Below are 24925 nucleotides of genomic sequence, written 5' to 3' on the forward strand. Positions count from 1 at the left end.
GCCGGAGAATTTCTTCCCCGGCCCTTTTACTTTAAGGCTCTTATGCCTCCACATCACCAGTGGGCTGGCTTATGCCACCCCACCGCTGGATATGGCAGACTTACTGAGCGGATTCAGCAGCCGGAGCAGCTTCACCTTCAGCAGCCTTCTTGGCGCCTTTTTTGGCGTGGTGCTTGCTGCCATGCTTGGCATGCTTTGCGTGCTTTTCAGCCTTCTTGCCTTCTTCAGCTGCTGCTGCGGGAGCTGCGGCTTCAGGAGCGGCAGGAGCTGCAACAGCCGGTGCGGAGGGAGCAGCAGGCGCTGCAGGTGCTGCGACTTCCTGTGCGAAGGAAGGAGCGGCAGCGCCCATCAGAGCGACTGTGGAAAGAGCTGCGAGCAGACGACGAGAAATCATTTCTTAAATCTCCAATACAACCGGCCAGAATTCCTTGAGTTTTACTGCACCATCCCGTGCAAAAAACATCAGCCGGTTTCTGACTACATGCATAACACGGCATAAACAGGCCGTCTGCGTTTAAAATTTGCGCAACATTTTCACTTATTATGAGTTTAACGCACTCGCGCCACATTTTTGCCTTATTGTGGGAGTCCCCAACAAAAAAACCGCACAAAAATGGCGGTTTTCCTTGGTTTGATGAAGAAGCACCCAGTTTTCAGGTCTGTAATGCACCCGAAAAAAGTGATTCTTGCCACAGAGTAACCTTAGTTCGCCCGTGCCCACAAAAAACAAGGGCCACGCTTACGCGTGGCCCTTGGGTCAATCAGCCTTCGCGGCTTTTGGACCGCTTTTTACGCTCGTTCGGGTCCAGGTAACGCTTACGCAGACGAATGGCCGAAGGGGTCACCTCCACCAGTTCATCGTCTTCAATGTAAGCAATCGCCTGTTCCAGAGACATGCGGCGCGGCGGGGTCAGCATCAGAGCGTCGTCCTTGCCGGATGCGCGCATGTTGGTCAGCTTCTTTTCACGAACCGGGTTAACTTCCAGATCGTTTTCACGCGAATGCTCGCCAATGATCATGCCGACGTAAACTTTTTCGCCAGCATCCACAAACAGCGTGCCACGTTCTTGCAGGGAGAACAGGGAGTACGTTGTGGTGTTGCCATCTTCAGCCGAGATCAGCGAACCATTGCGGCGTCCTTCAATGCTGCCAGCATAAGACTGATAGCCATGGAACAGACGGTTCATGATACCTGTGCCGCGCGTGTCGGTCAGGAATTCGCCGTGGTAGCCGATCAGCCCGCGTGAAGGGATGATGAAGGTCAGGCGTACCTTGTCCCCACCGGAGGGGCGCATGTCCTGCATCTGGCCTTTACGCAGAGACATCTTCTCCACGACCACGCCGGAATAGGGCTCGTCCACGTCAATGGTGACTTCTTCGTACGGTTCTTCGCGTTCACCGGTTTCTTCGTTCGTACGGAACAGCACGCGCGGACGGCCGATGGTCAGTTCAAACCCTTCACGGCGCATGGTTTCGATCAGCACACCAAGCTGAAGTTCACCACGGCCAGCCACTTCAAACGCTTCGCTTTCGGGGCTGTCGGTCACGCGAATAGCAATATTGCTTTCGGTTTCCTTGAACAGACGGTCACGAATCTGGCGGGACGTTACCTTTTTGCCTTCACGGCCACCCAGAGGGCCATCGTTCAGGCGGAAGGTCATGGACAGGGTCGGCGGGTCAACCGGAATGGCGTGCAGCGGTTCCACAATTTCAGGTGCTGCAATCGTATCCGGAATGGTGGCTTCGGACAGACCGGCCACGGCCACGATGTCCCCTGCTTCCACTTCTTCAACCGCAACGCGTTCAAGGCCACGGAAGGAGAGCAGCTTGGTCAGGCGGCCCGTTTCAACCACGGAGCCATCTGCGCGCAGCACCTTGACGGGCATGTTCACACGGGCACGGCCCTGTTCGACACGACCGGTGAGCACGCGCCCGAGGAAGTTGTCGTTTTCAAGGATTGTGGCCGTCATGGCGAACGGCTTTTCCTTGTCCAGCACGGGGGCGGGCACATGCTTGAGGATCAGGTCGAACATGGGGCTGAGGTCCTTGCGGGCCCCTTCCAGTTCCAGATCGGCCCAGCCCTGACGGCCAGAGGCGTACAGCATGGGGAAGTCGAGCTGTTCGTCATTCGCGCCAAGGGCTGCGAACAGGTCAAACACTTCGTTATGAACTTCGTCGGGGCGGGCATCGCCACGGTCGATCTTGTTCACGACCACGATCGGCTTGAGCCCACGGGCCAGAGCCTTGCCCACAACGAACTTGGTCTGGGGCAGAGCGCCTTCTGCAGAGTCGACCAGCACAACCGCGCCGTCCACCATGCTCAGAATACGTTCCACTTCCCCGCCAAAGTCGGCGTGTCCGGGGGTGTCAATAATGTTGATGCGGGTATCTTTCCACACAACAGACGTGCATTTCGCCAGAATGGTAATACCACGCTCACGTTCCAGATCATTGCTGTCCATGGCGCGTTCAGCAACGTGCTGATGCTCGTGGAAAGAGCCAGACTGTTTCAGCAGTTCGTCAACGAGAGTGGTCTTGCCATGATCGACGTGTGCAATGATGGCGATATTGCGGATATCCATGAAGTCGGCCTGATTGCTCCTGCGCGCCTTACCGCCTCCTCCGTGCTTGAAAGGGCGGTCAGCGATCGCTGTGGTGTTTGCGTGGCGCACAGATAGCCCTCCCCGCACCAGAATGCACGTAAAATTCTTATGTCTGCCCCACATGGGGGTTGACCTGAGCCCTGTGTGCGTCAGAACCAGAGCGCCACGGCACAGGCCCGATAGCCCGCTCCAACGGGTTCCCCCCTGTGCGACTCCGCTGGTCTTTTTTGTTTTACGCCGCACCCGCCAACAACCCGGAAGGACCGCATGCCGGGCCACACCCCCCCTTTAAATCCGCGCATCCAGTTCTGGCCTACGGCCACACTGACGTTTATGGGCCTTGTTTTTGGGCTGGTCATGGGGTTGGGCGCTCCCCTTTTTACGCTCGACCTGACAGATCTGGGGTACAGCACGGGCATGGTGGCGGCCAACAGCATGATGCATGCATTGGGCGCGCTGGGCATTGCGCCCTTCATGCCCCGTCTGGCCAGACGCCTTGGGCCGCGGCGTGCCATTTTTCTGGCCCTTATGGGGGCTGGGATTACACTTCTGCTTTTTCCGCTAAGCCATTCCATCTGGCCGTGGTTTCCGCTGCGTGTGCTGCTCGGGGCCTTTTGCGAGGTCATTCTGGTTCTCTCTGAAAGCTGGCTGAACCAGATAACAGACAACCATGCACGCGGCCGGGTGATGGGGCTTTACAACACACTGCTTTTTATTGGCATTGCCATAGGCCCGGCCCTGCTCAGCCTGACCGGCCGACAGGGGAACCTGCCATTTTTTGCCACTGCGGCCCTCCTGCTGCTGGGAGCTGCCGTAACACAGGCCCCATGGATGGTGGCCCCACCTCCTGCGGCGCCGACGCGGCACCGGCTCTGGCGTTACCTGTGGCTGGCCCCCATTGCCATTACCGCAACATTGCTGATTGCCATGCTGGATGCCGCAGCCACCTCCTTTCTGGCACTTTATGCCATCCAGTCCGGCTGGAGCGAGCGGGCAGCCACCCTGCTGCTGAGCGTGATGCTGCTGGGGGCAACGGTCATGCAGGTGCCCATTGGCTGGATTGGAGACAGAACCAACCGGCGGTCCCTACAGATCATTCTGGCATTGCTGGCCTGTGGTGGCGCGTTGCTCTGGCCTTTGGCCATGCACCAGCCTGCTTTTGCCTACCCGCTTATGTTTGTGTGGGATGGAGCATTTGCCAGCCTGTATTCCGTTGCCATGGCCGCCGCAGGCAACCGCTACCGCGATGGAGACCTGATTGCCATATACGCCCTGTGCTCGCTGGCATGGGGGCTGGGCAGCTTTACCGGCCCGGCCATAAGTGCGGCAGCCATGCAGGCCAGCCCCCACGGGCTTGCCCTTTTTGCCGCCACTTTGTGCGGGCTGTTTGCCCTGCTGCCCCTGATTTTGAAAAAGAGCGTGTAATACGCTCCCAACCCGCCGTGCCGCAGCTTATCCTGCCGCAAAGCCCTATTTACTGGCTTTAAAAAACAGAGGAGTGCTCAGGCCGGGCCAGCGCCTTGGGTATTCACCTGAAGGCTGTAAAGAGCCCCCCCTGCGCACATGAACAGCCAGTCCCGCTTGGGGCCGCCAAAGGTCAGGTTGGACACACCATGTGGCAGGCGGATGCGCCCGATCAAATGCCCTTCGGGGTTGAAGATGAACACCCCGCACAGGCCAAGTAGCCCGCTTACGCCACACCAGAGATTGCCATAAATATCGGCCTTGAGCCCGTCGGGAATCATCTGGACCCCTTCAAAGCGCATATTGGTAAACAGCCTTGGATTGGAAAGGGGGAGTTCCTGCCTGTGCAGGTCAAACTCATGCACGGCCAGGTCCCCATCATGCCCGCCGGCCCCACTCTGCCGCCCTGTGGAAATAACGTACAGGTGCGAAAAATCGGGCGAAAAACACAACCCGTTGGGGTTGGGCAACTGATCCTGCGTTAACACGACATCAATCCGCCCCGAAGGATCAACCCGGAACGTGTGGTCGGGCTGTTTGTGCATGCCGCCCACAGCGCCGATCAGTTCTTCCCCCACCCGCCAGCGAATACGCCCATCGGGGTTGGCCTCCCCCCCGGCAGCATCAGCGTGGCCTTCTGCAACGCTGTCTCCGTACCCCGGGTCCGTAAACCAGATACTGCCATCGGGGTGGGCAATCACATCATTGGGGGAACTCAGGGGCTTGCCCTCAAAATGGTCAGCCACCACATGCACCGACCCATCATGCTCCCAGCGCACAACGCGGCGTAAAAAATGCTCGCAGGAAATCTGGCGGCCCTGATAATCAAACGTATTGCCGTTGGAATGGTAGGATTCCGGGCGAAAAACCGTAACCTCGCCTGTCTCCCACAAATAGCGGTACTGTCGGCTTGTTACCGTATCGCTAAACAGCAGGTATCGCCCTTCGGAGGACCATGCCGGCCCTTCTATCCACGTCCCGCCATTCCACACACGGTGGATGGTCGCATTACCGCTGACCAGATCGCGGAAAGAACGGTCAATAACCACCACATCAGGGTCTGGCGCGTAGGAAGGAGGCGCTTCCGGCCCCCATTGCCGGGGTGGCTGGGTGGTTACATCTGGCGGGAAAGCAGTCGCAGCGGCACCTGCACTGGCGGCCAGAGCTTTCTGGGGCATGCTCAGGCGTGGCAGCAGCAGACCGGCAGACAGGCCGGACAACCCCCTGAGCACATTGCGCCTGACCAGCCTGTTCCGTACTGAGGTTACCATCCAAGTCCCCTGCGCCTTACCCTGCCAGCAGGCCGCCCATACGGCCCACGCCTGGCCCCGCTTTCCCGCACATACCCTGCAACGGGGGGGCTGTCACCACCAGCAGGTTCCAGCATAGCGCATAGCGCTCAGGGGATTCTGGCAACCCTGAGCAGGTTGGTGGAACCACTCACGCCAAAGGGCACACCCGCAGCGATCACGACCGAATCCCCCGGAGCGCCAACCTGTGCACGGGCCACAACAGCCAGAGCCTCTTCCACCATGCGTTCTACCGTGGTGGATGCCGTATGCGGTGGGCTGACAAACGCCCGCACGCCCCACACAAGCGCCAGCCGCCGTGCGGCCTGCGCCGTGGGCGTAACCCCCAGCACCGGGCAGGTCGGGCGTTCACGCGCAATACGCAGGGCCGTAGCCCCCCTGTGCGTGTACGCCACAATGGCGGGAGAGCGCAGAGTAGCCGCAACCTGCTGGGTAGCACTGGCTATGGCGTCGGCCACATAGTCTTCCGGGGCAAGGCGGGCTGCGGCCATGTGGGCCTGCCAACCGGCATCCTGCTCCACCCGCCACAAAATACGGTTCATGATCCGCACCGCCTCACGCGGGTATTGCCCTGCGGCCGATTCTGCCGAGAGCATGACTGCATCGGCCCCATCAAACACCGCAGCGGCCACGTCCGATGCCTCGGCCCGTGTGGGGGTTGGCGCGGTTATCATGCTTTCCAGCATCTGGGTGGCCACCACCACCGGTTTGCCCAGCCTGCGGGCCTCGCGGATAATCCGTTTTTGAATAAGGGGCACACTCTCTGGCGGCAGTTCCACCCCCAGATCCCCACGTGCCACCATAACCGCATCGCTCAGGGCCAGAATGGCAGACAGGTTTTCTACTGCCTGAGGTTTTTCCAGCTTGGCCAGCAATGCAGCCCGCTCACCCACAAGACTGCGGGCCTGCTCCAGATCTTCAGGCCGCTGCACAAAGGAGAGGGCCACATAATCCACCCCCAGCTCCAGCGCGTAGGCCAGATCCACCTTGTCCTTTTCCGTCAGGGCCGGAATGGGCAGCGCCACATCGGGCACATTCACCCCTTTATGGTCGGAGAGCGGGCCGCCAATTTCCACCCGCGTTGCCAGCCAGTCCGGCCCGGCCTGCTCCACCACTACAGCCAGTTTGCCATCATCCATCAACAGACGGCTGCCCGGTGTGGCCACCTTGATAATTTCGGGGTGGGGGAGCTGCACGCGCGTGGCGTCCCCCAGTGTGTCGGACAGGTCAAACCTGAAAGGCGCACCCGGCACCAGTTCGACCTTACCATCCTTAAAACGCCCGACCCGCAGCTTTGGCCCCTGCATGTCAGCCAGAATACCAATCGGGCGGCCCAGTTCGGCCTCAACCTGCCTTACAAACGCGTGGCGGCTGGCATGGTCGGCATGTGTACCATGGGAGAAGTTGAAGCGGAACACATCCGCCCCTGCCAGAGCAAGGTCACGGATGGTTGCATAATCGGATGAAGCAGGGCCAAGTGTTGCAACAATTTTGGTGCGACAGGCCACTGCCTCTGTTTTTTTGCTATCCGGCGTTGTGACAAGAGACATAAAGCAGCTTCTCCTTAACAATCCGCCGGAAAAATTCAGGAGGGGCTGATCACGTCCTCAGCATCCACACCCCAGATGGCCCGGCGGGGCACCCATCCGTTATATTGCTTGACCGAGACCTTGCACCAGGCCGAGCCTGCTGCACACTCCCGGACCGAGCCAACCGTACCCGGCCGCAACACGGCCACTATGGCGGCATCTTCGCTGGCACCGGCGCGCATGAACACCACACCGGGCATTTTTGCCGCATCCTGCGCCGTGCCAACACTGGCAATAACCCGAGCATCCATATGCCCCGGTGGCAAGGCCTTCTCGCCTTCCTTGCTGGCCTGCGCGGGCAAGGGTGTTTCATCCCCCGGAGGTTCACCGGGGATCAGAAAATCGCGTCCGCCAGCCAATGTGGCCTGCTGCATCCAGCCTTTTTGCCCGCTGGGGTCTTCCACCAGACGCCAGACATCAAATTCCCGTTCCACCCGCACCGGCATACCCCGGCGGTGATAGACCCACAGAATGGGAAAACGCTGCCCCGGCCCTGCCCGCATGTTCACTTCATCCGAACGCAGGGCAGCATAACGTGGCAGCGGCAGGCCGGTTACACTCCCCTTTGCAGGGTCGTTCTGCACACCTGCATCGGGTGCACCCATGTCGGGCGTGCCGGGAGCAGGCGCGGCCACAGCGGCACCTGCCGCAGCCGTTGCAACCGCCGCACCCGCGGCAGCAGCGGCAACATGATGGTGCGCAGGAGCATGGTGTGCGGGCTTGGCCTGCGCGGTAGCGATCTCATGTTTTTTGTGATGCGCGCCTTTTTTGCTGCTCCGCGTAGCAGCGGCCTCATGCTTGCCTTTGGTTTTGGCCTTACCGCTCCCGGCCTTGTGCGCGGCTGTGGCCTGTGGGGCCGTCAGGGCATGTTTGTGGTGCTTGTGGAGCGGGGGTGCCACACCATCGGCCGCAACACCGGCAGACGCCGTGATGCCAGAAAAAGCTGCCATGCAGCCCGCCACGCAGGCAAGCAGACGAAACCGGAAAGAGGAACGAGTGCACATCATGGCTGCATCCCTGCCAAGAGAGTGACGCGGGGGCAAGAGGCCGCACACACTTCGCGCATGACTTTACGTTTCACAGCAGAACAGACTTGCGCCACAACCCTGTTCAAACCGGCCTTTGCATGCGCGCTCGCCCTTTAAAACACGAGTTGTCTGGCACGGCCTGCGCGGTCAAAAAAACTCGGCAGCCCTACGGTTTCAACCCCTGCCAGCAGGTCCTGCGCATTTAAGCCCAGTGTTTTTACGCCGGAGTCGCACACCATAAGGGTTGCCCCCATATCCACGACCGCATCACGCAGGTCATCCAACCCGGCAACACCTGCCTGCTCGCGCATACGCGCGCCTTCGGCAGCATCAAGCCCATTCCATTCCCGGCAAAAGGCGCAAACCCCGGCCCCCATGCCAAACAGCAGAACAGTCTGCCCCATGGCCGCAGCCGTGGCCGCCAGCATGTAAGCCGCATGAATACGCTCGTACCGGGACTCCACAACCAACAAGGCCAGATCGCAGGGGGGAGTATGCGCCTCAACCATGGGCGTGCCCTCCGCCACAGACGGTGCAGGCCGGGTCCGCGCTCAGGGTCATGGTTGTAAACTTCATGCGCAGGGCATCCCACATCAGCAGTTCCCCGGCACCAGTATTGCCTAAGCCCAGTATCTGCTTGAGCGCCTGCGTTGCCTGTAACGTGCCCATAACCCCTGTTACCGCGCCAAACACACCGGCATCACCACAGCTCAGGCCGGATGCCTGGCCGTCTGTTGCAGGGTACAGGCAGTTATAGCACCCGCCACCCTGCGTGGGGCTGAATGTGGCCAACTGCCCTTCAAACCGTTGTACTGCGGCGGAGACCAGCACCTTGCCAGCCTGCACGCAGGCAGCGTTAACCGCGTAACGGGTAGCAAAGTTGTCACACCCGTCACACACAAGGTCATACTGAGCGACAAGGTCGTGGGCATTGCCGGCATTGAGCCGCATATCCCATGCCTCCACCACAATTTCGGGGTTCAGGGCGGCCAGTTGTTCACGCGCGGTGTCCACCTTTTTGCGCCCCACGGCACGCGTGGTGTGCAGCACCTGCCGCTGAAGGTTGGACAGTTCGACCACATCATCATCCACCAGACCGATTCGGCCCACGCCTGCGGCAGCCAGATACAAAGCCGCTGGCGCACCCAGCCCACCGGCCCCCACCACAAGCACGGAGGCGTTTTTTAACGCGACCTGCCCCGTGCCGCCGACCTCGGGCAACAGAATGTGGCGAGAATAGCGCTGGATTTCATTTTCGCTGAGGTCAAGCTGCATGGGTCTTTTGTATCCGCTCCTGAGTAGTCCGGGGGCATACACGCCCCCATACACGTTATGGACACCCTAACACTGTGTAACAAAGGTCATATTTTTGTAATAACGCATGGAACCGTACACATTATTATCTGGTTAGAAGAAGGTAACTGGTTTATAAGAATTGCACCAAACGCATATGAGGAATGTGTAACATGACAACCTTCACCCAGCCCGGACCCGCAGTCCGGCCAGCCAGTCTGCCCCGCCGCCAGACCGCGCGCCGGGTGTGTGTTGCCACGGCAGCTGCGTCGTTTGGCCTGTATCTGGCCTCCCCTTTTGTCACGTTGTGGTCTGTTGCTTCCGACCTGCAACGCCACGATGCCACAGCCCTTGGGCGGATGATCAACTGGGGTGCGCTTGATGCCTCACTCAAACGGCAGACGCTGGCTGGCCTGCACCTGAACATCCAGCCCGCAGCGGATGAACTGCCCGATTTTGGGTCGTCCTTTGCCACAACAGCCGTATCCAACGCGGTGGATACCACAGTCACACAAGCCAACCTTGGCACATTACTGGATGAGGCCCTGCCTGCTTCCACCTCTGCAGAGCAGCCTGCCACGCCCTCTTTTGCATCGCTGGCCACGCGGGCTTCGGTCCATTTTAACCGGCTGGACCAGTTTGTTATGGAAATGCCCCTGCCCGGCCATGAGCGCGAAACACCCCTGCGCGTTGAATTACGTATTCAGGGCTGGAAGTGGAAAATTACCAACGTGGAATTCCCCATGCGGCGTGCGCCCGTCATGCAGGCATCGGCCACCCCTTCCAACGCCTGAATAACAGGCCGCACTGAACCCATAAAAAAAGCCAGCCCTCCCTTGCGGAGGACTGGCTTTTTTACTGGCGCTGCGGTTCAGGCGCGGGGCAGGTCTTCTTCCAGCACCACCATGTTTACGGCGTAGCTGACATCACCATCTTCATCATCACGATGAACGGTGCCGATGACTTCGCCCTTTACGGCCAGTTCGACCGACATGCCTGCACGCGGGGCCGGGTTTACGGTCAGTTCAGGCGAACCCAGCAGGCGGCGCAGCGCGCTCTGGAGGCGGGTGATCTCTGAAGCAGAAAGAGAAGCGCTCATGTCATTCATTCCTTAGTCGAGCCAAATCATGCATCAGGAAAAACGGAACACGGGGCATACCCGGTCGCCCCACAAACGGCGAACGACCATTAACCCGGCGTGCGCGCCTTCCGATCTGTTCCGCACCCTATAGGCCATCCCGCTTGGGCGGGGCAACCTTTGGCAGCCGTGCCACGCCCTTGCCATGTCCGCGCCATTTTCCACCGTGCAACTGTCTTTACTCACCAAGGGAGATACCTACACCGTGCGAGCACTGCGCCCTCTTTTGTCTGCCCTGCTGGTCTGCCTGTCGGCTGGACTGTGCGTTATGGCCACGCAGGACAAGCCTCTGCCACCCAGCATGCAGAGCGACAAAACAGACCATGTGCTGTACATGGCAACGCATGATGGCGTAGCCCAGACAGCTACAGCACTCTCCCGCCCCCATGGGTGGGACGATGTGATGCAGGCTCTGGCACAGGGCAGGCCGGAAGCCGCCCGTATTGTGGCAACCGTTCTGCCACAGACCGATGCCCGCACGGCCCGGACGGTAGAGCACACGCTGCAACGCCTGCTCCCCCGCCAGCCTGCAATGGTGCTGAGCGCGACCGAACCCAACGCAGCCGCAACGGGCAGTACCAAAAACATCTGCTCCCCCACGGGCATGTCCACCACATGGCGCAAAAAGGCCGAGCAGGCCGTAACCAAGGTGCATGACATCCGCCTGGCTACGCGCACGCAAACCTGCCTGCATACGCTCCAGCGCCGGGTTCCGTCTGCCTGAGTTGTGTTTTTTCTAACAGTTTTTGAAAAAACACAGATTTGTTAACCAGATTTTTCCAATTTTTTTATCGAAGTGTGGCGCTGTATTCCGTATAAGGGATGCAGCACACGCAAATGCGATATGACATAATCGCATTTATAGCAATAATGATAATATAAGTCATTCAATAATTGAATGAATTGCCAGACCTAATAAAAATAACAAGAAGTGACCTCGGCCCATGACCGTAATCACCGACCACACCACTCCAAAACCAGCCAGCACCACACGTTACCCCCTGCCCGGCCCGCGCTGTTACGCTTATTCTGTCGCCCTGCGCACGGGCCTGCTGGCCTCTGGCTCGGCCCTGCTCTGCCTGTGGGCTGCCCCCGCCGGGGCCGAAACCGCGCCCAATGCGGCGTATCTCCACATGCCGCACACGCCACCTGCCACACAGCAGAACACGCAGCCGGACACCACGACGACGACAACAACGACCACCACCGTAACCGCCCCTGCGCAGATTACGGGTGCCCGCATTGTTACCGTGACACCCCCTGCTGCCACGGCCCCACGCCCCGGATTTTGGGATAACAGCCGCCTGCTCCCCCCCCTGACCAGCCGCCCCGAAGCGTATGGCCAGCCGCAGTCGCTCGAGCTCACCCCCCTGCCAACAGCATTGCTGCATCAGGGCCCGTGGGGAGTGTTCAACGCCAATACAGGGGCCGCTGCGGGTTTTGGCACCGTGGGCTATTATGCTGTCTCCCGCTGGGCGGAGGACTGGTCCAGCCTGCGTGACAAACGCAACCGCCTGGACCCCATGGATGCGCTCAAATACATCCCGTTCAACACAAACGGTGATATTTACCTGACGCTGAGCGGCAACTTCCGGCAGCATAATTTTTATGACCAGCGCGCAGGTTTTGGCTCAACCAAAAAAGAGCCCGCCTACCGCAACAACTTCCGCTGGAACGCTGGGGCAGACCTGCATCTGGGCGAGCATGTGCGCCTGTATGGCGAGTTAATGAGCGGTCAGGCGGCGGGGATCAATTACTATGGCTATGCCGGGGGCCGCTGGCGCAGCAGGCTGGATGCACAACAGGCTTTTGTGGAAGTGCGCGGCAGGGTGCTTAACGCCACCGTGGGCGGCATGGCCGGGCGCATGACCTTTTTGGATGCACCACCCTACTTTACCGCAGGCAGCGTGTACCCCTCCGTGCCTTATTCCTGGAATGGTCTGCGCGGCTATGCGTTCTGGAAAAACTTTCGCATAGACGGGTTTTATTTAACCCTGACCAACAACGCGCCTTCAGCCATGTTCCATGATCAGGTCGGCTGGAACTCGCGCCTGTTCGGGGCCTATACGTCCTATGCGGTGCCCAGCTTCAAGTTTCTGGGGCGCAACAGCCAGATTTTTGTGGATACGTTCTATCTGGGGACCATTCTCTCCAAAAGCCCCCTGCCCTCGCTGGCTGGTGGCTCCATTGCCGGCTCCACCCACCGCGACACACCGGGCACACGCATATGGGGTAATGCTGGCCCGCTGGAATTTTCGGTCGGGGCCATGTGGCAGGGGGGTGAGTTCCGTGCAGCCAAAAACGGACCAACCCGCCCGGTTTCCGCCTATGCCATTGATGCCACGCTCTCCTGGCGGTTTGCAAAATGGCCCGGCCACCCTGCCATTGGCATACAGGTGGACAGTGTTTCCGGCGGGAATATGCGCAAAGGCCAGCGTAGCTCCTGGGGCAGCTTTTTGTCCCCCTACGTGCCCAGCGCCTACTACCTGGATATGAGCACCTATATCGGTCAGTCGAACCTGATCGACGTAGGCCCCATTGCCACCATTGCCCCCACCCCCAACACCACCTTGCTGCTCAAGGTGCCCGCCGTGTGGCGCAACAGCCGGCAGGATGCCATTTATGCCAGCGGCACCGCCTTTTATGCCTACCGCCCGCACGGGGCCTACACAGCCACCATGCCACAGGCCAGCTTTACCTGGCGGGCCACACGCCACATTACGCTTGGTATTGATGGGGAATACATTTTTGCCTCGCGCACCATGACCAACGCCGGAGCCACATCTGGCGCCTTTGTGCAAAGCAACATTGAACTGACCTTCTGACCCGCTTTGGGGCAGACAAATCCCTGTGAGCATCGTATGTGCACAAAAGAGCGGAGGATTGCGGCCTGCCCGCAAACCCTCCGCCCTTAGACCGTACGCGAGGGAACGCCAGACCACCCGCATGATGGATGGCGTAACCTCCATGACCCTCCGGGAGAGACAGGACGCATGGCCAGCCCGAACCCCCAACGGGAACTCACACTCCGTGGTCTGCTGCTTGGCGCGCTTATTACCATCGTATTTACCGCCTCCAATGTGTATCTGGGCCTGCGGATCGGGCTGACATTTGCCTCATCCATACCCGCTGCGGTTATTTCCATGGCCGTGCTGCGCCTTATGGGTGGGGGCACCTTGCTGGAAAACAACATGGTGCAAAGCCAGGCTTCGGCTGCGGGCACCCTGTCCTGCGTGTTTGCGACCTTTCCGGGGCTGATTATTGCCGGGTTCTGGACGCATTTTCCCTTCTGGCAAACGGCGGGACTGTCCTTTGCTGGCGGGGTGCTGGGGGTACTGTTCACCATCCCGCTCAGGCGTGCGCTGGTCACACAAAGCAGCCTGCCCTACCCCGAAGGCGTGGCCGCGGCCGAAATCCTGCGTGCAGGGGCGGATAAGAGCAACCAGCGCGGCCTGCAGGCATTGATCAGCGGCGGGGTCATGGCCTCTGTTTTTTCGTTTTGCAGTGGCGGCCTGCGCGTGCTGGCCGATGGGCTTAACCTGACCGCAAGTGCGGGGAGTGCCGTATTCCAGCTCAGTGCCGCGTTTTCCCCCGCCCTGATCGGGGCGGGGTATCTGGTTGGCCTGAGCGGGGGCATGGCCATGCTAACAGGCTGCATACTGGCATGGGGCGTGGGTGTGCCCTGGCTGACCAGCCTGCTACCCAACCCCGCGCACCTACCCCCCGCCCAGTTTGCGCAGGACATATGGCTGCACAAGGTCCGCTTTGTGGGGGCTGGTGCCATTGCCATTGCCTCCCTCTGGACCCTGATCGAGCTCATGCCCCCCGTGCTGCGGGGCATACGCACCATGCTGCAACGCACAACGGGCCTGACCGCCACAACAGACAAGGACCTTTCCGCCCGCACCATGGGGGTGCTTATGGTGGGGGCCATGCTGTTGCTGACTGGTTTTTTTGCCGCATTTCTGGCCCCCGTGGCTCACGGGTTCTGGCCTATTGTTGGCGTGGCTGTGGTGTTCTGCGTTGTATTCGGCTTTGTTATGGCCGCAGCCTGCGGGTACATGGCGGGTATTGTGGGGTCATCCTCCTCCCCCATTTCGGGCATTATCATTATTGGCGCAGTCTTATGCGCACTGATGATTCTGGCACTGGAAGCTCTGGGCCTGACACCTGATGCCATGATGGCAGATGGCCAGAAACTGGCCACAGCGTTTACCATCCTGCTCCTGTCGGCCATTACCGCCACCATCGCCATTTCCAACGACAACCTGCAAGACCTCAAGACCGGCCAGCTCGTAGGGGCCACCCCGTGGAAGCAGGAAGTCGCGCTTATAGCGGGCTGCCTTGTTGGGGCTGCGGTTATCCCGCCCGTTCTTAACCTGCTGTATCAGGCATACGGGTTTACTGGCGCCATGCCCCGCCCCGGCATGGACCCGGCCCATGCCCTGTCTGCCCCTCAACCCGCCCTGATCACCCTGATTGCCAAAGGCATTTTTACCCATTCACTGGACTGGACCATGCTTTGCGTTGGCATGGGGCTGGGGGTAGGCTTGGTTGTGCTGGACCTTGGCCTGCGCCGCCGGGGGCAGGCTCTGCCACCGCTGGGGGTGGCCGTGGGCCTGTACCTGCCTGCCTCCGTCAGCCTGACACTGGCCTGCGGGGCCATACTGGGGTGGGTGCTCAAGCGGATCAGCCGTAACCGGCATGCTGCCAGCGCCACAGGCCAGAGCAGCCCGGAGGGTGGTTCCACCGGCACCATGCTGGCATCTGGCTTTATTGTGGGGGAAAGCCTGACCGGGGTGTTACTGGCTGTTCTTTCCGGCGCCACAGGGCGGGATAATGCTTTTTCCCTCGCCGCCTTTGTGCCCCAGAACGTACCCGCCATTCTGGGCACGCTGGGCTTTGGTGTATTGTGCTGGGCTTTTGCGCGCAAAACTCTCCGCGCGCCCTGAACTCCCTGCCAGACGGCCAGCCGCCAAGGCTATTAGTGCTGTAACAGCACCGGCACACGGGGGGTGGCCAGAATATAGTCGGTCACACTGCCCATAAGCCGACTATAGAGCATGTTGTGCTGGTACCCCCCGATCACCAGCATGTCGGCACGGAAGGTTCCGGCCATATCCAGCAGGGTTTGCCCGGCGTTGTGGCTCTCCACAACAGGCTGCTGGGTTAGGGTTACGCCGGGCAGAATATCCAGCGGCAACGGGTCGGTGGCGGATACGGCAACCTCAACCGCCTCAGCCGCCCCCACAAAGGAGCGGGCGGCAAAAAACGTGCGGCGGCAGGCGGGGGTGTCTTTCCATGCCATGAACATGCGGTTCCCGCTGGTCTGCTCCCAGAATGGGGGCACAAACAGAACGGGGCGTCCGGATTCAAAAATGGCGGCACGGGTGGCCACATGCTTTTGTGCGCTGTCCCGGCTATCGGGGAAACCCAGAATCAGCAGGTCGGCGTCCTTGCCGTAACCTGCAATAATGCGGTCCACCGTAATTTCGGGGTCCAGCCAGTTGACCTCCACCTTGCCCAGCCGGTCTGCGGGAGTGCCATATTCCTGCGCCAGCCATTGCTGGAAGCGGGTATGCAGGGCATCGGCCCATTCGCGCTGTTGAGCCCGCAGGGTCTGGGCCTGTGTATCGGAAAACCCGATGCGCCCCAGAATCTGCTCCGGAGGTTCCCGCGCGGCCAGCACATCAATCCGCTGCATCCCCCGAATACGGGTGAGCGCCTGTGCTGCCATGCCCAGCAAAACCTCGGTCTGGTCCAGTTGGCTGAGAATAACAAGGCACCGTTGCATGCACGCCTCCTCTCGCACGCCATAAACTATGGGGCTGACTGTGGCACACCTGCCCTCTCTCTGGAAGGTGAAGAAAAAACAGCCCTCTGCCCCTCGCATTCAGCGGCAAAGCTGGGCAAAACTGCCCCACCATGCGCCATACGCGCCAGAGCAGAGGAAAGAGCAGAACAGTGTTGCTAAACGTGAGCGAGCGCGGCCCCGAACACCCAACGCCCGAAAAAACCCTGCCGGTTGTGCTGCTGCATGGCCTGTTTGGCCGGGCGCGCAACCTGGGTTTTGTGCAGCGCAAGCTGGCCACAACCCGGCGTACACTGGCCATGGACCTGCGCAACCACGGCAACAGCCCCCACGGCCCCATGAGCTACCCTGCCATGGCGCAGGATGTGCTGGACACAATGGAGCAGCTCCACGCCAGCCCCGCCATTATGCTCGGGCACTCCATGGGGGGCAAAACCGCCATGATGGCAGCCCTGACCCACCCAACCGCCATACGCGCCCTGATTGTAGTGGACATAGCTCCCGCACAGGGCGGGTTTGACCGGCTGGACCTGCCCGATAATCTGGAGCAGCTGCAATTCCCTCCACATCTGGACCAGCGCAGCACCAACGACCTGCTGCGCCCCTATATTGCAAGCGATGCGGTGCGCCAGCTTATGGCGCAGAACATACGACAGGGGGATAATCCCGGCTGGGCCATTGGCCTGCACGATATTCAGGCCGCCATGCCCGACATTATGGGCTGGCCCCACCTTGCCCCAGATTTACGCTATGAAGGGCCAACCCTGTTCATTCGCGGGGAAAACTCGCCTTATATCAGCCCGGGTAATTACGCCGCCATGCGGGCACTTTTTCCCAACCACCGGCTGGAGAGCATTCGCGGTGCGGGCCACTGGGTCCATGCCGATGCCCCCCAGCGCTTTACCGAACTGGTGGAAGAGTTTCTGGCCAATATTCCCTGAAGCCCCGCACGCGCGGGATAGGCCCTTACGCCAGCGTAACCGGCAGGCCAGCCATATCCTGCGCAACGGCCTCGGCCATGCGGATACCGTCCATGGCGGCGGAGAGGATCCCCCCGGCATACCCGGCCCCTTCCCCCGCGGGGTACAAGCCCGGTGTGTTGACGGACTGGCCATTCTCCCCCCGTGGTACACGGATGGGGGAGGACGTGCGGGTTTCCACCCCGGTCATGACCGCATCATCCATGGTAAAACCACGCAGTTTACGCTCGAACCGGGGCAGGGCTTCACGCAGGGCTTCCACCACAAAATCCGGCAGGCAGGTAGACAGGTCCGCTGGTGTTACTCCCGGTTTGTAGGAGGGCACCACATCCCCCAGCGCGGTAGAGGGGCGGCCGGCCAGAAAATCCCCCACACGCTGGGCAGGGGCGCGGTAATCCCCACCCCCGGCCAGAAATGCCTGCCGCTCCCAGTGGCGCTGGTAGGCAATACCTGCCAGCGGGTCATCCGGGTAATCCTCTCCGGGGCGCAGTTCCACCACCATGCCCGAATTGGCGTTCCGTTCGGCGCGGGAATACTGGCTCATGCCGTTGGTAACGACCTGCCCTTCCTCCGATGTTGCCGCCACAACCGTACCGCCGGGGCACATGCAGAAGGAATACACACCCCGCCCATTGGCTGCGTGGTGGACCAGCCTGTACTCGGCGGCCCCCAACTGCTCATTGCCTGCGCTGGGGCCAAACTGGGCCGTATCAATAACCGATTGCGGGTGCTCGATCCGCACCCCCATGGAAAAGGGTTTGGCCTGCATGCTCACACCCTGTTTTTGCAGCATGGCAAACGTATCGCGCGCACTGTGGCCCACGGCCAGCACAACATGGTCTGCCGCAATCACCTCCCCACTGGAAAGGAGCACCCCTTCCACCTTGCGGGTAGATGCGTTGAGCAGCAGGTCATCCACTCTGGCCCCAAAGCGGTATTCTCCACCGGCCTGCTCCACCTCCTGACGGATATGCTCCACCATGGACACCAGCCGGAACGTGCCAATATGAGGGTGCGCCAGATAAAGAATATCCTCCGGGGCACCAGCTTTTACAAACTCCTCCAGCACCTTGCGGCCCAGAAAACGCGGGTCCCGCACCTGACTGTAGAGTTTACCATCGGAAAAGGTACCAGCCCCGCCCTCACCAAACTGGACGTTGCTCTCCGGGGTCAGCACGGAGCGACGCCATAGGGCAAACGTGTCTACCGTGCGTTCACGCACAACCTTGCCACGCTCAAGCAGTAAGGGCCGCAACCCCACGCGGGCCAGAATCAGGGCGGCCATAAACCCGCATGGCCCGGCGCCGATAATAATGGGGCGTTTATACCCTTCTGCCGCGGCAAGGGCTGCGCCATTGGCAATGGGCGCATGCCAGGCCATGTCTGGCGCGGGTTGTACGTGGGGGTTGCCGGGGTGCGCGCTCCGGTAACGGGCCAGCACATCTGCCTCGTCCCGCACGGCGCAATCCAGCGTGTACACAAGCCAGATGGCAGAGCGGCGGCGTGCGTCATGCCCGCGCTTGAACACGGTATAGTGTTCCAGCGCATCCGCACCAATGCCCAACCGCTCACAGATCGCCTGCCGAAGTGCCTCGGGCGGGTGGTCCAGCGGTAGCCGCAGTTCAGTCAGACGGAGCATGGGGCGTGTTCATCCAGTATAATTGCAAGTGAGGCAAAACGATCCTTTGTCCCCTTCCCTATTCTGGAACGGCTTGGGCGTGCAACGTCTGCCGCGCAATCGGTGTGGGAATATTCCACTTCTATTCCGCACCAACCCACCCTACATAAGATGGCAACCCCGGAACGGGGCCTCTCCCCCACGGCCCTTTGTGTGAATGAAAGCAGCCAGAGCCATGCCAGCCCCAGACATGCACACGCATGACCATGCGGACCACTCGGGTTGCGCAGGCCATGCCAGCCCCCCGCCCTGCGCCCACGGTCATGAGCATGAGCATGAGCATGAGCATGAGCATGAGCATGAGCATGAGCATGAGCATGAGCATGAGCATGAGCATGAGCATGAAGGTAACGGGGCGGCCTGCACGCACAAGCACGGATTTGGCCACCACCATGTGCACACGCCGGCCTCCTTTGGCACGGCTTTTGCCATAGGGATTGCCGTTAACTCGCTCTATCTGGTGGCCGAGGCCATATGGGGCGTTTATGCCCATTCGCTCTCGCTCATAGCCGATGCGGGGCATAACCTCTCAGACGTGCTCGCACTGGCGGCTGCCTGGCTGGCCGAGCACCTCTCACGCAAAAGCCCGACCGTGCGCTTTACCTATGGGTTGCGCCGCTCCTCCATTCTGGCGGCACTGGCCAATGCCATTATTCTCATGCTGGTTACTGGCGGCGTTGCGTGGGAGGCCATCCACCGCCTGATGCACCCCACCCCCGTTGCGGGCATGACCATGATGGTGGTTGCAGGCATTGGCATTGTGGTAAACGGGGCATCCGCCATGCTGTTTGCCGCCGGGCAAAAAGGGGACCTGAATATTCGCGGGGCCTTTTTGCACCTCATGGCCGATGCTCTGACATCCCTTGCCGTGGTTATTGCCGGGGGGCTGGTACTGCTAACCCATGTTGCATGGATAGACCCCGCCATAAGCCTTGCCATTTCTGTTGTGGTGGTCCTGAGCACATGGTCCCTTTTGCGGGATTCGCTGGATATGGCGCTGGATGCTGTCCCGCGTGAGGTGGACCCCGGTGCAGTGGAAAGCTTTTTGCGCGGTACCCCCGGTGTTGCCGACCTGCATGACCTGCACATCTGGCCCATAAGCACGACCGAAACCGCCCTGACCGTGCATCTGGTCCGCAGCGCAAACGCGGCGGATGCGCAAAGCGATAGCCACCTGCTCGACACACTTGTCACCACCTTGCGCAAGCGCTTTGGCATTGCCCACCCCACCGTGCAGATGGAAACACAGGATTACAGCCCCACGTGCCACCTGTCTGACCCGCACACCGTCTAACACCAGCATAACAAGAGCCTATGCCCGAACTTCCGCTTCCCCAAAGTAACCGGGGCCTTGCCGTTGTCAGCCTGTTTGTCAGCCTTGTGGCGCTGGGGCTCAAATACGCTGCCTTTGCCGTAAGCGGCAGCGTTGCCCTGCATGCAGATGCCATAGAAACCATTATTAACGTGGTCGCCGCCGCTGGGGGGCTGTGGGCATTAAGCGTTGCAGAGCGCCCGGCGGACCACAACCACACCTATGGCCACTACAAGGCGGAGTATCTGTCTGCCGTGGCCGAGGGAACACTGGTGGTCATTACCGCCTTTATTATTGGCCGCGAGGCCGTGGAAGGCTGGCTGCACCCCCACCCCGCACTGGCACCATGGAACGGCCTGCTGCTGAACGCGGCGGCAACCTGCGTTAATCTGGTCTGGGGGCTGATCATGCTGCGCGCCGGGCAGGCCCGCCACTCCCCCGCCCTTATTGCCGGGGGGCAGCATGTGCTGTCCGATGTGTGGACAGGTGTGGCCCTTGTGGCCGGTGTTGCGCTGATCCCCCTGCTCGGCTGGCCGCAGCTGGATGCGGTTCTGGCCGGGCTTGTGGCCCTGAACGTGCTGCGGGTGGGCTGGGAGGTCATGCGGGACTCCATAGCCGGGTTGATGGACGAAGCCCCGGATGCCCAGACACTGGGCGAGATCGGCTCGATTATTACCTCCAACGGGCATGGGGCCATTCAGGCGCATGATATCCGCACCCGCATTGTGGGGGCCATGACGTTCCTTGAGTTCCATCTGGTTGTGCCAGGCACCATGAGCGTAAAGGCCGCGCATGACATATGCGACCGTATTGAGCACGCCCTGCGTGCGCATATGGGCAGCACGCTGGTCCATATTCACATAGAGCCCGAAACCTGCGCCAAGCATGATAATACGATCCTGAGCATACCGCCCGCAGGGGTATTCCCCGCCAATTCGGGTTCTTCAGCAGAAAAATAAACAGAAAACCGTAATAAAAGGCGGGAATGTCTTTCTTCTGGCGCATGAAATGTTAGACTGTCCCGCATCCTTTTTCTTTTATGCAAGAGATGCCTCATGCCCCCCGCGAGCGTGATACCCACCGCAGAGTCCCTGCGCCATCTGCGTGAACACGCCAAGGCTGGCACGGTAAGCTGGCGCCGCAAGCTTATGTACTGGTCGGGGGCAGTTCTGGTTGGTCTGGTAGCCGTGGCCTTTGCCGGGCTGGCAGACAAGGCCGCCCACGTGCGCACGACCCTTATGCACATCAACCCATGGCTGATGCTGCTGGTGACCCCGCTGGGGCTGGCACTTTCCACCTGGCTGACCCGCACATGGTTCCGCGGTGCGCAGGGTAGCGGCATTCCGCAGGCCATTGCCTGCATGCACCTGCATGACATGACCATTGTGGACAAGGTTCTGGCCCTGCGGATTGCACTGGCCAAAATCTGCCTGACCTGCCTTGGCCTGCTCAGTGGTGCTTCCATCGGGCGCGAAGGGCCAACCGTGCAGGTGGGGGCGTCCATCATGCATACGGTAGGCCGCCTTGCGGGCCTGACCGACGTGACCAAGCAGCGCGCCCTGATCAAGGCTGGTGGGGCTGCCGGGGTCGCGGCGGCCTTTAACACCCCACTTGCTGGCATTGTGTTTGGCATAGAAGAACTGGCCCACTCCTTTGAGCAGCGCACCAGCGGCACCATGCTGACCTGCGTGGTTATTTCTGGCGTGACCGCCATAGCCCTTGTGGGGAACTACACCTATTTCGGCCACACCTATTCCGCCGTGCCGGTTGGGGCGAGCTGGCTGGCTGTGGTGGTCTGCGGGGTTGTGGGGGGACTGTGCGGGGGCATGTTCTCGGCCCTTCTGGTCCGCATTTCCCGCGGGATTCCGGGCGCATTCGGGCGGTTTATCAGCCTGCGTCCCGTTCTGTTCGCCGCGTTGTGCGGGCTGGCGCTGGCCATAATCGGCCTGCTTTGCGGCGGCATGACCTATGGCACGGGCTACATGCAGGCGCGTGACATTATTATGGGCTCCGACCAGTACCCGGCCTCGTTCTTTTTGTTCAAGCTGCTGGCCACCCTTATTTCCTACTGTTCGGGTATTCCCGGTGGGCTGTTCGCGCCTTCGCTCTCTGTCGGGGCCGGCATGGGGGGGTGGATTGCGCATTTTCTGCCGCACACCACGCCCGGTGCCGTGGTGCTGCTGGGCACGGTGGCCTATTTTGCCGCGGTCACCCAATCCCCCCTGACCGCAACCGTTATTGTGATGGAAATGTGCGATAATCAGCAGATCACGCTAGCGCTTATGGCCAGTGCCTTTTTGGCCTTTGGGGTTTCACGCGCATTGTGCAGCCATGCCCTTTATGGCGCGCTGGCCGTACGGTTCCTGCGTTCTGCCGCTCCCAAACAAAAACCCCAGCCCCTTGTTACCGCCACGGACACACACAGAAACTAGGCTTTTTACACGCCACGGAAGTTCCGGTTATGGCGCGGCGGGGCCGTGCCTCTCTGGTTTCTCATAATCTGGCGTCCTATATGAAAAGCACGATTGTTGAATTGGAGGCTTACCCTATGTCTGACGCATCCCTCGCGCCGGAAAATGCTGCCACAAGCACGCCCGATACCCGTGTGCCCGTTACGGTGCTGACCGGCTTTCTGGGCGCGGGCAAAACCACCTTGCTCAACCATATCCTGACCGCCGAACACGGGCGCAAATATGCCGTGGTCATTAACGAATTTGGCGAACTGGGCGTGGACAACGATCTGGTTGTAGATGCGGATGAAGAAGTGTTCGAAATGAACAACGGCTGCATCTGCTGCACCGTACGGGGCGATCTGATCCGTATTCTGAACGGGTTGATGAAGCGCCGCGGCAAGTTTGACGGCATTATTGTGGAAACCACCGGCCTTGCCGCCCCCGCCCCCGTGGCCCAGACCTTTTTTGCCGATGAAGACGTGCGCGAAAAAGCAAAACTGGACGCCGTGGTAACAGTTGTGGATGCCTTTAACTTCCTGAGCACGCTGGCCGAAAGCCCCGAAGCGCGCGAACAGGTCGCTTTTGCCGATGTGATTATCCTCAACAAGACCGATCTGGTGGATGCAGGCCAGATTGCCCAGATTGAGGCCGCCATTCGCAAGATTAATGCCTCGGCCCCCATCCACCACGCCAAAAAAGGCAATGTGCACCTGACCGATGTGCTGGACCGTGGCGGGTTTGATCTGGCCCGTGTGCTGGAAAACACCCCTGATTTTCTTGAACATCCCGAACACCACCATGAGGAAGACATTTCCAGCGTGTCCCTTCAGGTCAAGCAGCCGCTGGATGCGGGGCGTTTTCAGGCATGGATCAGCGCCCTGCTGCAGGAAAAAGGGGCAGACATGCTGCGCACCAAGGGGATTCTGGACTTTGCAGGCCAGCCCGAGCGCTTTGCATTTCAGGCCGTGCACATGATGGCCGATGGCAACGCCATTGGCCCATGGAAGGATGGCGAAACCCGGGAGAGCCGTCTGGTCTTTATTGGCCGCAACCTGAACAGGCCACAGCTCCGCCGTGGGCTTGAAAGCTGCATTGCAGCATGAGCGCGACCCAGGAAACCCTTCTGCGCGGGCTGATTGAAAAGCGCGGTGCCTTCAAACAGGTCGAGGGAGAAATTACGGGCTGCGTTGCCTCGCACGATTCCAGCCGGTTCGCCTTTACCACGGGTGAGGGGGATGTGGTGGTCGCCCACCGGCATGACCTGACCGCCCCCAATGCGTGGGCAACCTACGCGGTGCATGACGGGCCAGTACTGGCCCTCTCCCCCGATACGCTGGCAGACAGTTTTTTAACCGGCGGGGATGATGGCCGCCTGTGCCGCCTTGACCCTGCGGGCGAAATTGAAGAACTGGCCAAAACCCGCCGCTGGGTGGAGCACATTACCACATTTGTCAGCGACAAGACCGCCCTGATCGCTGCGGCATCGGGCAAGAATGTGGAACTGCGCGATGCCACAGGTCGCACAATTATCCGCACGTTTGAACACCCCACCACCGTTGGCGGCATTGCGTTTGACCCCAAGGGCAAGCGCCTTGCTGCATCGCACTATAATGGTGTGTCGCTGTGGTTCACCCAGTCCAAGGATGGCAGTGCCCGGCTGCTGGAATGGAAAGGCAGCCATCTGGGCATTGCCATGCACCCGACTGGGGATGCGGTTGTAACCGCCATGCAGGAAAACGACCTGCACGGCTGGCGGCTGGCAGATGGGCATAACATCCGCATGAGTGGCTACCCGACCAAAGTGCGCTCCATGTCTTTTTCCAGCAATGGCAAATGGCTGGCCACCAGTGGTGCGGACATTGTGGTGATGTGGCCGTTCTTTGGTGGCGGCCCCATGGGCAAGCCCCCGGCAGAACTCCCCGGCGCAGGGGGCGCTTTGTGCACACGCGTTGCCTTCCATCCCTCGCAGGAAGTTGTGGCTGCCGGCTTTGCCAATGGCACGGTTGTGATGATGGAGCCCACGACCCAGCGCGTACTTCCTGTATCATTGGGGCAGGCTGGCGCGGTTACCGCACTGGCTTATAGCCCGGATGGCTGCACACTGGGCTTTGGCACCGAAGATGGGGTGATCGGGCTGCTGGACCTGTCCAGCGCAGCCTGAACCGCGCAAAACTGCGCCCACCCCAGCCACTGCCGGCTCGCCGCGCAGTGGCACAAAAGACGACATACCGCAAAACAGCCTCCCCCTCAGGCCAAAAGGGGGAG

Annotated in this window: 21 protein-coding genes; 11 read left to right on the forward strand and 10 right to left on the reverse strand. The window is 60.5% G+C overall.

Annotated features, from left to right (window positions below; all coding sequences use genetic code 11):
- Positions 1-100: 100 nt before the first annotated feature.
- Positions 101-394 (reverse strand): hypothetical protein, encoded by a 294-nt coding sequence (locus GOB83_RS02885; RefSeq protein WP_086645179.1) that lies wholly within the window; start codon positions 392-394, stop codon positions 101-103.
- Positions 395-761: 367 nt separating this feature from the next.
- Positions 762-2582 (reverse strand): translational GTPase TypA, encoded by a 1821-nt coding sequence (gene typA / locus GOB83_RS02890; RefSeq protein ID WP_165925212.1) that lies wholly within the window; start codon positions 2580-2582, stop codon positions 762-764.
- A 288-nt stretch (positions 2583-2870) separates the two neighbouring features.
- Between typA and GOB83_RS02895 the strand changes: the two genes are divergently transcribed.
- On the forward strand, positions 2871-4028 hold the full coding sequence (locus GOB83_RS02895) for an MFS transporter (protein WP_165925158.1): 1158 nt from the start codon (positions 2871-2873) through the stop codon (positions 4026-4028).
- Between the two features lie 77 nt (positions 4029-4105).
- Here GOB83_RS02895 and GOB83_RS02900 read toward each other — a convergent pair whose 3' ends face one another.
- From GOB83_RS02900 to GOB83_RS02920, 5 genes are all read right to left on the reverse strand, one after another.
- Positions 4106-5338 (reverse strand): SMP-30/gluconolactonase/LRE family protein, encoded by a 1233-nt coding sequence (locus GOB83_RS02900; protein ID WP_165925159.1) that lies wholly within the window; start codon positions 5336-5338, stop codon positions 4106-4108.
- Between the two features lie 128 nt (positions 5339-5466).
- Positions 5467-6927 carry a pyruvate kinase gene (pyk, locus tag GOB83_RS02905; protein WP_086645176.1) on the reverse strand — a complete coding sequence of 487 codons (1461 nt, stop codon included), beginning with the start codon at positions 6925-6927 and terminating at the stop codon, positions 5467-5469.
- A 35-nt stretch (positions 6928-6962) separates the two neighbouring features.
- Positions 6963-7973: an SH3 domain-containing protein gene (locus tag GOB83_RS02910; protein WP_165925160.1), complete on the reverse strand. Its 1011-nt coding sequence runs from the start codon at positions 7971-7973 to the stop codon at positions 6963-6965.
- Positions 7974-8107: 134 nt separating this feature from the next.
- Positions 8108-8503 carry a DsrE family protein gene (locus GOB83_RS02915; protein WP_165925161.1) on the reverse strand — a complete coding sequence of 132 codons (396 nt, stop codon included), beginning with the start codon at positions 8501-8503 and terminating at the stop codon, positions 8108-8110.
- Positions 8496-9269 carry a HesA/MoeB/ThiF family protein gene (locus GOB83_RS02920; protein ID WP_165925162.1) on the reverse strand — a complete coding sequence of 258 codons (774 nt, stop codon included), beginning with the start codon at positions 9267-9269 and terminating at the stop codon, positions 8496-8498. The genes GOB83_RS02915 and GOB83_RS02920 overlap by 8 nt, the downstream gene beginning before the upstream one ends.
- 191 nt (positions 9270-9460) lie before the next feature.
- Between GOB83_RS02920 and GOB83_RS02925 the strand changes: the two genes are divergently transcribed.
- A complete protein-coding gene (locus tag GOB83_RS02925) occupies positions 9461-10081 on the forward strand; it encodes a DUF2939 domain-containing protein (protein ID WP_165925163.1) in 621 nt (206 codons plus the stop codon).
- 77 nt (positions 10082-10158) lie between these two features.
- On the opposite strand, the gene GOB83_RS02930 is transcribed toward GOB83_RS02925, so the two are convergent.
- Positions 10159-10386, reverse strand: a complete 228-nt coding sequence (locus GOB83_RS02930) for a DUF3126 family protein (RefSeq protein ID WP_086645366.1) — start codon at positions 10384-10386, stop codon at positions 10159-10161.
- 184 nt (positions 10387-10570) lie between these two features.
- Between GOB83_RS02930 and GOB83_RS02935 the strand changes: the two genes are divergently transcribed.
- The 3 genes from GOB83_RS02935 to GOB83_RS02945 all read left to right on the forward strand — a co-directional run bounded on the left by GOB83_RS02935 (position 10571) and on the right by GOB83_RS02945 (position 15377).
- The gene (locus GOB83_RS02935; protein WP_165925164.1) at positions 10571-11149 is read left to right on the forward strand and encodes a hypothetical protein; all 579 of its coding nucleotides are present in this window, start codon (positions 10571-10573) and stop codon (positions 11147-11149) included.
- 220 nt (positions 11150-11369) lie between these two features.
- Positions 11370-13250, forward strand: a complete 1881-nt coding sequence (locus tag GOB83_RS02940) for an alginate export family protein (RefSeq protein WP_165925165.1) — start codon at positions 11370-11372, stop codon at positions 13248-13250.
- 168 nt (positions 13251-13418) lie between these two features.
- Positions 13419-15377, forward strand: a complete 1959-nt coding sequence (locus tag GOB83_RS02945; protein WP_165925166.1) for an OPT family oligopeptide transporter — start codon at positions 13419-13421, stop codon at positions 15375-15377.
- Positions 15378-15409: 32 nt separating this feature from the next.
- On the opposite strand, the gene GOB83_RS02950 is transcribed toward GOB83_RS02945, so the two are convergent.
- Positions 15410-16219 (reverse strand): universal stress protein, encoded by an 810-nt coding sequence (locus GOB83_RS02950; protein ID WP_165925167.1) that lies wholly within the window; start codon positions 16217-16219, stop codon positions 15410-15412.
- A 170-nt stretch (positions 16220-16389) separates the two neighbouring features.
- Here GOB83_RS02950 and GOB83_RS02955 point away from each other — a divergent pair, with 170 nt between their 5' ends.
- On the forward strand, positions 16390-17178 hold the full coding sequence (locus GOB83_RS02955; RefSeq protein ID WP_165925168.1) for an alpha/beta fold hydrolase: 789 nt from the start codon (positions 16390-16392) through the stop codon (positions 17176-17178).
- A 25-nt stretch (positions 17179-17203) separates the two neighbouring features.
- On the opposite strand, the gene GOB83_RS02960 is transcribed toward GOB83_RS02955, so the two are convergent.
- A complete protein-coding gene (locus tag GOB83_RS02960; RefSeq protein ID WP_165925169.1) occupies positions 17204-18856 on the reverse strand; it encodes an NAD(P)/FAD-dependent oxidoreductase in 1653 nt (550 codons plus the stop codon).
- A gap of 229 nt (positions 18857-19085) precedes the next feature.
- On the opposite strand from GOB83_RS02960, the gene GOB83_RS02965 reads away from it, so the two are divergent.
- The 5 genes from GOB83_RS02965 to GOB83_RS02985 all read left to right on the forward strand — a co-directional run bounded on the left by GOB83_RS02965 (position 19086) and on the right by GOB83_RS02985 (position 24821).
- The gene (locus GOB83_RS02965) at positions 19086-20189 is read left to right on the forward strand and encodes a cation diffusion facilitator family transporter (protein WP_408737413.1); all 1104 of its coding nucleotides are present in this window, start codon (positions 19086-19088) and stop codon (positions 20187-20189) included.
- Between the two features lie 20 nt (positions 20190-20209).
- Positions 20210-21166: a cation diffusion facilitator family transporter gene (locus GOB83_RS02970; protein WP_165925171.1), complete on the forward strand. Its 957-nt coding sequence runs from the start codon at positions 20210-20212 to the stop codon at positions 21164-21166.
- A 96-nt stretch (positions 21167-21262) separates the two neighbouring features.
- Entirely contained in the window at positions 21263-22639 is a 1377-nt protein-coding gene (locus GOB83_RS02975; RefSeq protein WP_086647287.1) for a chloride channel protein, read from the forward strand.
- Positions 22640-22755: 116 nt separating this feature from the next.
- Entirely contained in the window at positions 22756-23763 is a 1008-nt protein-coding gene (locus GOB83_RS02980; protein ID WP_165925172.1) for a CobW family GTP-binding protein, read from the forward strand.
- The gene (locus GOB83_RS02985; protein WP_165925173.1) at positions 23760-24821 is read left to right on the forward strand and encodes a WD40 repeat domain-containing protein; all 1062 of its coding nucleotides are present in this window, start codon (positions 23760-23762) and stop codon (positions 24819-24821) included. Before GOB83_RS02980 ends, GOB83_RS02985 begins: the two co-directional genes overlap by 4 nt.
- Positions 24822-24925 lie beyond the last annotated feature (104 nt).

This window comes from Acetobacter fabarum, from assembly GCF_011516925.1.
GTDB lineage: Bacteria > Pseudomonadota > Alphaproteobacteria > Acetobacterales > Acetobacteraceae > Acetobacter > Acetobacter fabarum.